The sequence below is a fragment of the Kitasatospora sp. NPDC029367 genome (genome assembly GCF_055569135.1).
In genome coordinates this window covers 66,318-75,700 of sequence record NZ_JBVHYH010000021.1, presented here as the reverse complement: position 1 = coordinate 75,700, position 9,383 = coordinate 66,318, and the positions used below count along the sequence as shown (strand labels likewise).

Annotated in this window: 10 protein-coding genes; 6 read left to right on the top strand and 4 right to left on the bottom strand. The window is 73.6% G+C overall.

Translation table 11 applies throughout. The features are described 5' to 3' along the window. Positions 1-223: 223 nt before the first annotated feature. A complete protein-coding gene (locus ACZ4W5_RS14420) occupies positions 224-712 on the top strand; it encodes a glutathione peroxidase (protein WP_360230716.1) in 489 nt (162 codons plus the stop codon). A 104-nt stretch (positions 713-816) separates the two neighbouring features. On the opposite strand, the gene ACZ4W5_RS14415 is transcribed toward ACZ4W5_RS14420, so the two are convergent. Then, complete coding sequence (locus ACZ4W5_RS14415) at positions 817-1,689, bottom strand: glycosyltransferase family 2 protein (protein WP_465654612.1); 873 nt, start codon at positions 1,687-1,689, stop codon at positions 817-819. Positions 1,690-1,996: 307 nt separating this feature from the next. After that, on the bottom strand, positions 1,997-2,950 hold the full coding sequence (locus tag ACZ4W5_RS14410) for a LysR family transcriptional regulator (protein ID WP_465654610.1): 954 nt from the start codon (positions 2,948-2,950) through the stop codon (positions 1,997-1,999). A gap of 96 nt (positions 2,951-3,046) precedes the next feature. Here ACZ4W5_RS14410 and ACZ4W5_RS14405 point away from each other — a divergent pair, with 96 nt between their 5' ends. From ACZ4W5_RS14405 to ACZ4W5_RS14390, 4 genes are all read left to right on the top strand, one after another. Then, on the top strand, positions 3,047-3,751 hold the full coding sequence (locus ACZ4W5_RS14405; protein ID WP_465654609.1) for a succinate dehydrogenase cytochrome b subunit: 705 nt from the start codon (positions 3,047-3,049) through the stop codon (positions 3,749-3,751). Continuing rightward, positions 3,748-5,697 carry a fumarate reductase/succinate dehydrogenase flavoprotein subunit gene (locus tag ACZ4W5_RS14400; RefSeq protein WP_465654608.1) on the top strand — a complete coding sequence of 650 codons (1,950 nt, stop codon included), beginning with the start codon at positions 3,748-3,750 and terminating at the stop codon, positions 5,695-5,697. The genes ACZ4W5_RS14405 and ACZ4W5_RS14400 overlap by 4 nt, the downstream gene beginning before the upstream one ends. Continuing rightward, positions 5,694-6,431, top strand: a complete 738-nt coding sequence (locus ACZ4W5_RS14395) for a succinate dehydrogenase/fumarate reductase iron-sulfur subunit (protein ID WP_360230706.1) — start codon at positions 5,694-5,696, stop codon at positions 6,429-6,431. The genes ACZ4W5_RS14400 and ACZ4W5_RS14395 overlap by 4 nt, the downstream gene beginning before the upstream one ends. Positions 6,432-6,817: 386 nt before the next feature. Further along, the gene (locus ACZ4W5_RS14390; protein ID WP_360230704.1) at positions 6,818-7,129 is read left to right on the top strand and encodes a hypothetical protein; all 312 of its coding nucleotides are present in this window, start codon (positions 6,818-6,820) and stop codon (positions 7,127-7,129) included. A gap of 58 nt (positions 7,130-7,187) precedes the next feature. Here ACZ4W5_RS14390 and ACZ4W5_RS14385 read toward each other — a convergent pair whose 3' ends face one another. Then, a complete protein-coding gene (locus ACZ4W5_RS14385; protein ID WP_360230702.1) occupies positions 7,188-8,126 on the bottom strand; it encodes a DUF2797 domain-containing protein in 939 nt (312 codons plus the stop codon). Between the two features lie 157 nt (positions 8,127-8,283). Between ACZ4W5_RS14385 and ACZ4W5_RS14380 the strand changes: the two genes are divergently transcribed. Next, complete coding sequence (locus ACZ4W5_RS14380; RefSeq protein ID WP_465654605.1) at positions 8,284-8,916, top strand: maleylpyruvate isomerase N-terminal domain-containing protein; 633 nt, start codon at positions 8,284-8,286, stop codon at positions 8,914-8,916. A 33-nt stretch (positions 8,917-8,949) separates the two neighbouring features. On the opposite strand, the gene ACZ4W5_RS14375 is transcribed toward ACZ4W5_RS14380, so the two are convergent. Continuing rightward, the gene (locus ACZ4W5_RS14375) at positions 8,950-9,168 is read right to left on the bottom strand and encodes a hypothetical protein (protein WP_465654603.1); all 219 of its coding nucleotides are present in this window, start codon (positions 9,166-9,168) and stop codon (positions 8,950-8,952) included. Between the last annotated feature and the right edge of the window lie 215 nt (positions 9,169-9,383).

The window sequence follows — 9,383 nt, the reverse complement described above, 5'->3', positions numbered from 1 at the left end:
AGGGGGGAGCGGGGAAAAGAACTGCCCCCCCCCCCCCGACACTAACACACACACGGCAATCCGGCGTGCCTTTTACCGGGGGGGGGGGGGGGGGCGCCCCCCCCCCCCCCCCCCCCCCCGCCCCCGCGGAACACCGGCGGCGCCGGCACGGTTGAGCCGTCCGGGGCCGCTACGGTGTGCCCGGGCGAGACCCCGCTGCCAACCTGCCGAAAGGACCACCACCGTGAGCCTGTACGACATCCCGCTGCGCACCCTGGCCGGCGAGCCCACCTCGCTGGGCGACTTCAAGGGCAAGGCGCTGCTGCTCGTCAACGTCGCGTCCAAGTGCGGACTGACCCCGCAGTACACCGGGCTGGAGAACCTCCAGAAGCGGTACGCCGAGCGCGGGTTCACCGTGCTGGGCTTCCCGTGCAACCAGTTCGCCGGGCAGGAGCCGGGCAGCGCCGAGGAGATCCAGAGCTTCTGCTCCACCACCTACGGCGTGAGCTTCCCGCTGTTCGAGAAGATCGACGTCAACGGCGACGACCGGCACCCGCTGTACCAGCAGCTGACCGAGGTCGCCGACGCCGAGGGCGCGGCCGGTGACGTCAGCTGGAACTTCGAGAAGTTCCTGATCTCGCCGGACGGCACCGTGGCCGCCCGGATCCGGCCGCGGACCGAGCCGGAGTCGGCCGAGCTGATCGCCGCGATCGAGGCCGTGCTGCCGGCCTGACCACACACCTGACGGACCGGCCTCGGGCACCCGCCCGGGGCCGGTCCGTCGTTCCGTACCCGGCCCGGCCGGGCGGCTGCGGCACAGGGCTTGTCGGACAGGCCCTAAATGATCGGGGGCCGGCCGAGTCGGGTCATGGTCCACACCGTGCGCCAGCGCATCGGCTTGCGCCGACCGCACGGGGTGCGCCAGCCCTCGGCGAAGCCCGAGAACCACGCCTTCAACCCGCTCGCGTTCCTGGTACGGGCGACGGTGAGCGCCACCCACACGCCGAGGTAGACCGGGACCAGCAACGCGGGCAGGTGACGGCGCGCGAGGTACACCCGGTTGCGGGCGTTCACCCGGTAGAAGAACGCGTGCCGGGTCGGGCTGGTCCGCGGGTGCTGCAGCAGCAGCTCCGGGACGTACAGCACCCGCCAGCCCGCGTCGAGCGCCCGCCAGGCCAGGTCGGTCTCCTCGTGCGCGAAGAAGAACGCGTCCGGCCAGCCCCCGACCTGTCGCAGCATCCTCGTCGACAGCGCATGGCCGCCGCCGAGGAAGCTGGTCACCTCGCCACCGCGCATCGGATCACCGGCCCGCAGCCGGGGAACGTGGCGGCGCTGGGTCAGCCCGGTCTCGTCGGCGATCCGGAAGGACACCACGCCCAGCCGGGGGTCGGCCTCGTACTGGGACTCGATCCTCGCGAACACGTCGTCGGCGACCAGCAGGCCGTCGTCGTCCAGGTCGATCACCACGTCCACGTCCCGCAGCTGCTCCAGCGCCACGTTCCGGCCGCCGGTCACCCCGAGGTTCTCGGCCAGCTCCACGCCCTCCACCCACGCCGGCAGCTCCGGCAGCGGGCAGCCCTGGGCGACCACCACGACCTTCGCGGCCGGGACGGTCTGCATCTCCACCGAGGCCAGCAGCTCGGCCAGTTCCTTCGGCCGCGTGCCCATGGTCAGCACCGCCACGCCCAGCTTCAAGCCCACCGAACCCATCCCTTCGAGGAAACAGCCATGACCTGACGAACGGAGCGCTCGGGCGCCGCGTCGCTCGGAGAACTCACCGAGCGGCAGATGCTTCCGGACCGCCAGGTCACGGACCGGCCCGCACCGGACCGGATCGCCGGGATGCGGCCCGAGGCCTCCGCCGCGCCGCCCACCCTGCCACACCGGCCGCTGATGCCGGTACCGGACGTCACCCGCTTCGCGGAGCCCCGGTGTGCCGGCTCCCTCGACGGTGTCCGGCACAACGCCCCGCCTCGCTGCTCTCGTCGATCCTCGCCCAGGAGTACGGACTCGGACCTTACGGCAGCAACAGCCGTGTGCCGGGCGGGAGTTCGCCGGAGCGGGCGGCCTCGCGCAGGTGTGTCAGGAGGGTGGCGCGCAGGGCCTCGGCGGCGCGGGTGAGCGGCACCTCGTGGCCGTGCGCGACGGCGATGGTGCGGCCCAGGCCCGGTCCGGCGAAGGGCGTGACGGTCAGCCCCGAGCGGGCCGCCACCATGCCGGGGACGATCGCGGGCCCGAGCCCGGCCCGGACGAAGCCCAGTACCGCGTCCATTTCGCCGCCCTCCACGGCGAACTCCGGCTCGAAGCCCGCCGCCCGGCAGGCCGCCAGGGCCGCCTCCCGAACGTCGTAGCCCTCCCGGAACATCACCAGCGGCCGCCCGTCCAGCTCGGCCACCCGTACGGTGCGCCGGCGGCGCCGCTCGCCGCCCGGACGCTCGCCGCCCGGACGCTCGGCCGAGACCAGCACCAGCGCCTCGTGCAGCAGTTCGGTGACGGCGAGGGCGGGCGCGGCCTCCCCGCTGGTCGGGGTGATGATCAGCGCGAGGTCCAGCTCCCCCGCGGCCAGCCAGCGCACCAGGTCGCGCGAGCCGCCCTCGCGCACCCCGAGCGCGACGCCCGGGTAGCGGTCCCGGAAGACCCGCAGCACGTCCGGCACCAGGCTGGTGCACAGGCTCGGCGGAGCGCCCAGCCGGACCCGGCCGCGGCGCAGCTGGACCGTCTCCTGGACGGCGAGGCGGGCGCTCTCGGTGTCCGCGAGGATGCGCCGGGCGAGCGGCAGCAGGGCGTCCCCGGCGTCGGTGAGGGCGATGTTGCCCCGGGTGCGGTGGAACAGTTCGGCACCCAACTCCCGTTCCAGCGAACGGATCTGCTGGGAGAGCGAGGGCTGGGCGACGTGTTCGGCCTCGGCGGCCCGGGTGAAGTGCCGGGTCTCGGCGACGGCCAGGAAGTAGCGGAGTTGCTGGAGCTGCACACGGCCAGGGTAAGCCGCGACGATAGGCCCCGGCTATCGTCACCAGCCGCAGCATGTCTTGGACGCACCCTGGCGACCGTCCCTACCGTTGCTGCCATGACAACCGCGACTCGGACGGCCCGGCATCCGTCCACCCTGGTGACCCTGTGGCGGTCGACCGTCGGCAAGAAGGCGGTCATGGCCGTCACCGGACTGGCGATGCTGCTGTACCTGGTCGCGCACATGCTGGGCAACCTCAAGGTCTTCTTCGGCCCCGACGACATCAACGGCTACGCGGCCTGGCTGCGCACCATCGGCCAGCCCTTCCTCGGCCACGAGTGGTTCCTGTGGATCGCCCGGGTCGGCCTGGTCGCCGCCGTCGTCCTGCACGGCGTCTCCGCGTACCAGCTCAGCCGCCGGGACCTCGCCGCCCGCCCGAGCAAGTACGTGCACCAGCGCCGCCGGGCCAGCTACGCGACCCGCACCATGCGCTGGGGCGGGGTGATCCTCGGGCTGTTCATCGTGTGGCACATCCTGGACCTCACCACGCTCACCGTGAACCCGGTCGCCGAGCACGGCCACGTCTACCAGAACGTCGTGGGCACCTTCGGCCGCTGGTACAGCGACGTGTTCTACATCCTCGCGGTGGTGGCCCTCGGCTTCCACATCCGGCACGGCTTCTGGAGCGCCGCGCAGACCCTCGGCGCCAACAACGCCCGCCGCGACAAGGTCCTCAAGCTGAGCGCGAACGGCCTGGCGCTCCTGCTGACCGTCGGCTTCCTGTCCGTCCCCCTCGCCGTGATGTTCGGAGTGGTGAAGTGAGCAGCACGTACGTCGACTACACCGTCGGCGAGCCGATCGCCGACACCAAGGCCCCCGCCGGGCCGATCGAACAGCGCTGGGACCAGCGGCGGTTCGACGCCAAGCTGGTCAACCCGGCGAACCGGCGCAAGCACACCGTGATCGTGGTCGGCACCGGCCTGGCCGGCGGCGCGGCCGGCGCCACCCTCGCCGAACAGGGCTACCACGTCGTCCAGTTCTGCTTCCAGGACTCCCCGCGACGGGCCCACTCGATCGCCGCCCAGGGCGGCATCAACGCGGCCAAGAACTACCGCAACGACGGCGACTCCGTCCGCCGGCTGTTCTACGACACCGTCAAGGGCGGCGACTTCCGCGCCCGCGAGTCCAATGTGCACCGGCTCGCCCAGGTGTCGGTGGAGATCATCGACCAGTGCGTCGCCCAGGGCGTCCCCTTCGCCCGCGAGTACGGGGGCCTGCTGGACACCCGCTCCTTCGGCGGCGTGCAGGTCTCCCGTACCTTCTACGCCCGCGGCCAGACCGGCCAGCAGCTGCTGCTCGGCGCCTACCAGGCGCTCTCCCGGCAGATCGCCGCCGGGAACGTGGAGATGCACCCGCGCACCGAGATGCTGGACCTGCTGGTGGTCGACGGCCGGGCCCGCGGCATCGTCGCCCGGGACCTGGTCACCGGGGAGATCCGCTCCTACACCGCGGACGCGGTCGTCCTCGCCACCGGCGGCTACGGCAACGTCTTCTACCTCTCCACCAACGCCAAGAACTCCAACGCCACCGCCATCTGGCGAGCCCACCGGCGCGGCGCCTACTTCGCCAACCCGTGCTTCACCCAGATCCACCCCACCTGCATCCCGCGCTCCGGCGACCACCAGTCCAAGCTCACCCTGATGAGCGAGTCGCTGCGCAACGACGGCCGGATCTGGGTGCCCAAGGCCAAGGGCGACACCCGCCCGCCCGGGCAGATCCCGGAGGAGGAGCGGGACTACTACCTGGAGCGGATCTACCCCTCCTTCGGCAACCTGGTGCCCCGCGACATCGCCTCCCGGGCCGCCAAGAACGTCTGCGACGAGGGCCGCGGCGTCGGCCCCGGCGGCCAGGGCGTGTACCTGGACTTCGCCGACGCGATCCGCCGGATGGGCCGGGAGGCCGTCGAGGCCAAGTACGGCAACCTCTTCGACATGTACGAGCGGATCACCGCCGAGGACCCGTACCGGGTGCCGATGCGGATCTACCCGGCGATCCACTACACGATGGGCGGGCTCTGGGTCGACTACGACCTGCAGACCAGCGTCCCGGGCCTGTTCGCGATCGGCGAGGCCAACTTCTCCGACCACGGCGCCAACCGGCTCGGCGCCAGCGCGCTGATGCAGGGCCTGGCCGACGGGTACTTCGTGCTGCCGCCCACCATCAACGACTACCTGGCCCGCAACCCGGTGGCCGCCGTGCCCGCCGACCACCCGGTGCTCACCGAGGTCGAGGCGGAGGTCGAGGACCGGCTCAACCTGATCCTCTCCGTCGGCGGCGACCGCACCCCGGACTCCTTCCACCGCGAACTCGGCGAACTGCTCTGGGACGAGTGCGGGATGGCCCGCGACGAGGCCGGCCTCAAGCGCGCCCTGGCCCGGATCCCGCAGCTGCGCGAGGAGTTCTGGCGCCGGATCAAGGTGCCCGGCACCGGCCAGGAGCTCAACCAGTCGCTGGAGAAGGCCAACCGGCTGGTCGACTACTTCGAGCTCGCCGAGCTGATGTGCCTGGACGCGCTGCACCGCGCCGAGTCCTGCGGCGGCCACTTCCGCACCGAGAGCCAGACCCCCGACGGCGAGGCCGCCCGGCGCGACGAGGACTTCAGCTACGCCGCCGCCTGGGAGTTCACCGCCACCGGCGAGGCGCCCGTCCTCCACCGCGAGCACCTCGAGTTCGAACACGTCCACCCCACCCAGCGGAGCTACGCATGAACCTCACCCTGCGCATCTGGCGCCAGGCGGGCCCGGACGCACCCGGCTCGATGACCACCTACCAGGTCAGCGGCATCAGCCCGGACATGTCCTTCCTGGAGATGCTCGACACCCTCAACGAGGAACTGATCACCCGCGGCGACCAGCCGGTCGCCTTCGACCACGACTGCCGCGAGGGCATCTGCGGGGCCTGCGGCATGGTCATCAACGGCCAGGCGCACGGCCCCGAGCGCACCACCACCTGCCAGTTGCACATGCGGCACTTCCGGGACGGCGACACCATCGACGTGGAACCCTGGCGGGCCTCGGCCTTCCCGGTGGTCAAGGACCTCGTGGTGGACCGCTCCGCCTTCGACCGGATCATCGGCTCCGGCGGCTACATCACCGCCCCCACCGGCAGCGCCCCCGACGCGCACGCCACGCCCGTCCCCAAGGAGGCCGCCGACACCGCCTTCGAGCACGCCGAGTGCATCGGCTGCGGCGCCTGCGTGGCCGCCTGCCCGAACGGCTCGGCGATGCTGTTCACCTCCGCCAAGGTGGTGCACCTCAACGTGCTGCCGCAGGGCGCGCCGGAGCGCTCCGCCCGGGTGCGGAACATGGTCGCGGCGATGGACGCCGAGGGCTTCGGCGGCTGCACCAACACCGGCGAGTGCGCCACCGCCTGCCCCAAGGGCATCCCGCTGCCCAGCATCGCGGCCATGAACCGGGAGTTCCTGCGGGCCGCCCGCGGCTGACCCCCCTCCCCGAGACGGTCGGCCCCTCGCTCTGGTGCTCAGGCGAGGGGCCGACGCCGTGCTACCGCGATCCCGCTCTCCGACCCTCCGGTTCCACGGGGGACGCCCTTCTCCGGGGCGTGCGAGGGCAGTTCGCGCTCCCCGAACGAGTGGTGGAACGCCGCGCTCGGTGCTTCCTGACGGAAAATCGCGCTACGGTGGTGCTCCGCGAGGGAAGGACGGCATATGCCCGAGGTTCAGTCCTGCTCCGGCTGCGGCGGGTCCGGGGGGACCCAGAAGACCGAGGCAACGGTCGAACTGGACGAGGAAGGAAGCATGGTGCCCAGCGTTCACACCTTCTGGTCGCCGTGCGGTCGGTGCCACGGATCCGGGACGGTGATCGTCGGATGAGGTTGTGCTTCGAGTGCGTCGAGTGCGGTGGGCACTACCTGCCGCCGGAGGGCATGGTCTATCCGGACGGGCCGGCCTCGCCGGTCTGGTGCTCCTCCTGTCAGACGTCCAAGCGCGCGGCGGGCCTTCGGGAGGACCCGCTGCTCGCCCGGGTCGCGCTGGCCGCCGCCCGGGCCGCGCTGGCCCGGCGCGCCGCCGAGGCCGCCGAGCCGGTCTCCGCCGGGCGCGCCGACGTCCGCCCGTCCCGTCCGCCGCTGTCCCGGCGGGCGCGCTCCGGTCCGGGCGGGGTGCGCGGCAAGCTGGGCTGAGCCGCTCCTCCGAGGGCCCCGTCAGGCACCGCAGGCGAAGTACCGCAGGCGCGCGTGCTCAGAACAGCGCCTCCTGGGTGTCCGGTTCCGGCGGGCGGACCCGCTCCTCCAGCACCAGCCCTGCCGAGGCCCGGCCGGCCACCGGCGTGAGCGTCCAGCCGGTCAGCCGCCGGGTGTCCAGCAGCAGCGGGCCGGAGCCGTCCGGCTGGTCCAGGAAGAGGTGGCGCCCCACCGGCGGGCGCAGCGTACCGGCGATCACCGCGCCCGCGGCCAGTCCGGTGACCTCCCGGTAGGCCTCCGGGGCGCCCCCGGCCAGGCCGTAGCGCTCCACGTGGTCCACCACCGGGCGGTCCGCGAGCAGTTCCACGGCGTGCCCGTCCAGCAGCCGGTGCGCCCGGGCGCGGGCCTCCGTCAGCACGGCGCGGCGGTACGGGGCGTCGCCGTGCGACCACCAGTGGTCGGTCTTGAGCCGGGACTTGTACCGCTCTCGCGCCAGGCCCGAGGCGGCGACGGTGAGTTCGGCGCGGCGCACCGCGGGCAGGCCGCCGCGCGCGGTGAACGCGTAGGCCAGCGCGCCCTGTTCCAGCAGCCGGCTGTCGCCGCGCTGCTCGGCGGTGAGGCCGACCTTCAACAGGCCCTCGCCGAACCAGGCGAGGTAGAGCAGGTAGGTGCGGCCGTCGTCGAGGATCTGGTCCCGGGCGAGCGCCAGGCCGCGGTCCACGCTCTGGCAGGCGGGGCACTGGGTGGCGCTGCCGCCCGGGTCGACCACCGCGTGGTGCGGGCAGGGCGTGCGCTCCGTCGCCCCGGCCAGCCAGGCACCCACGCAGCGGCGCGGGCCGCCGAGCAGCCAGCCGACCTCCGTACCGGGCGCCACGGCGCGCTCGTGCACCCGGGCGCCGCGCACGGCGCAGAGCAGGGCCCGGCCTTCGTGCCAGCTCAGGCCGGTGGAGACCCAGCCGGCGGGCCGGTCCGGGTGCTGCGGTGCGGGGACCGTCACGGGCATCCCTCCCTGGAGCTCTTCGATCAGGTGAGGCTACCCGCTGCCACTGACAGCCGCGTCCTGCGGGCCGAAAGCCGTGAACGACTCGGACACCGACGGCCTGCGCCGCGCCTTCCGTGGCCGCCGCCCCGCAGCCGCTGCTAGCGTCCGGCCCATGATCGACTCACCGACCCCGGACGACCTGGCCCTCGCCCTCCGCCTCGCCGTGGACGCCCTCGCGGGCGCCCCGGCGGACGCGGACTGGTCCCGGCCCGCCGGCGCCCTCGACTGGAGCTGCTGGGAGACCGTCGAGCACCTGGCCGACGACCTCCTCGCCTACGCCGCCCAGCTGGGCCCCGCCCGACCGCCCCGCGACCGGTACGTGCCCTTCGTGGCGACCCGCCGCGCCCCGGGCGGCCCGAACAACTTCGTCCGCGCCGACCCGGCCGACGGCGTCCCTGGGCTGCTCGAAGTCCTGGACGCCAGTGGCGGGTTGATGGTCGCGATCGCCCGGGTCGCCCCGCCGCAGGCCCGCGCGTACCACCCCTGGGGCCTCGCCGACCCGAGCGGCTTCGTCGCCATGAGCCTGGTCGAGACCCTGGTCCACCTGCACGACGTCACCCAGGGCCTCGGCCTCCGCTGGGAACCGCCGGCCGAGCTCTGCACCCGCACCCTGGACCGCCTGTTCCCCGACGTCCCCCGCACCGCCGCCCCCTGGCCCACCCTCCTGTGGGCCACCGGCCGCGCCACCCTCCCCGACCGCCCCCTCCGCACCGACTGGCGCTGGTACGCGGAACCGCGCGACTGACGGGCCGGCCCCGGGGTGCGTCGGTTCGACGGGCTACCGGATGGGCGCGCCGACCTGACCGGCGGCCTGACCGGAGACCTGACCGGAGACCTGACCGGAGACCGGATCCCCGGCCTGCACCACGAAGGCGGGGTAGGTGTTGCCCGTGTCCGGAGCCCCCGTCGCGGCGGCCGGCCCCGCACCGGCCGCCAGCACGGCGAACCCGACGACGGCGGCCACCGCGGCGGCGCGGACGGCACTGCTGATGCTCATGAACTCTCCCCCTGGGTCGGCTTCCTGACGATGATCCGCCCGACCGCCCCGGCTGTCCACCGCCCCCGCCGTCCAGCTCTACGGCACTCACCCGGTGACACGCACGACGGCCCCGGCGGCCCCGACGGCCGGGCCCCGCAAGGCCCGTACCCCCGCCACCCGGCGGGTCGCCACCATCGGCCCGGACGACCGGCAGCCGCCCTGGTCGCGGGGGC

Bases quoted from the DNA above. Each gene is read 5' to 3' on its own strand.
- ACZ4W5_RS14415 (WP_465654612.1), bottom strand. From the start codon at position 1,689: ATGGGTTCGGTGGGCTTGAAGCTGGGCGTGGCGGTGCTGACCATGGGC.
- ACZ4W5_RS14405 (WP_465654609.1), top strand. From the start codon at position 3,047: ATGACAACCGCGACTCGGACGGCCCGGCATCCGTCCACCCTGGTGACC.
- ACZ4W5_RS14395 (WP_360230706.1), top strand. From the start codon at position 5,694: ATGAACCTCACCCTGCGCATCTGGCGCCAGGCGGGCCCGGACGCACCC.
- ACZ4W5_RS14390 (WP_360230704.1), top strand. From the start codon at position 6,818: ATGAGGTTGTGCTTCGAGTGCGTCGAGTGCGGTGGGCACTACCTGCCG.
- ACZ4W5_RS14380 (WP_465654605.1), top strand. From the start codon at position 8,284: ATGATCGACTCACCGACCCCGGACGACCTGGCCCTCGCCCTCCGCCTC.
- ACZ4W5_RS14375 (WP_465654603.1), bottom strand. From the start codon at position 9,168: ATGAGCATCAGCAGTGCCGTCCGCGCCGCCGCGGTGGCCGCCGTCGTC.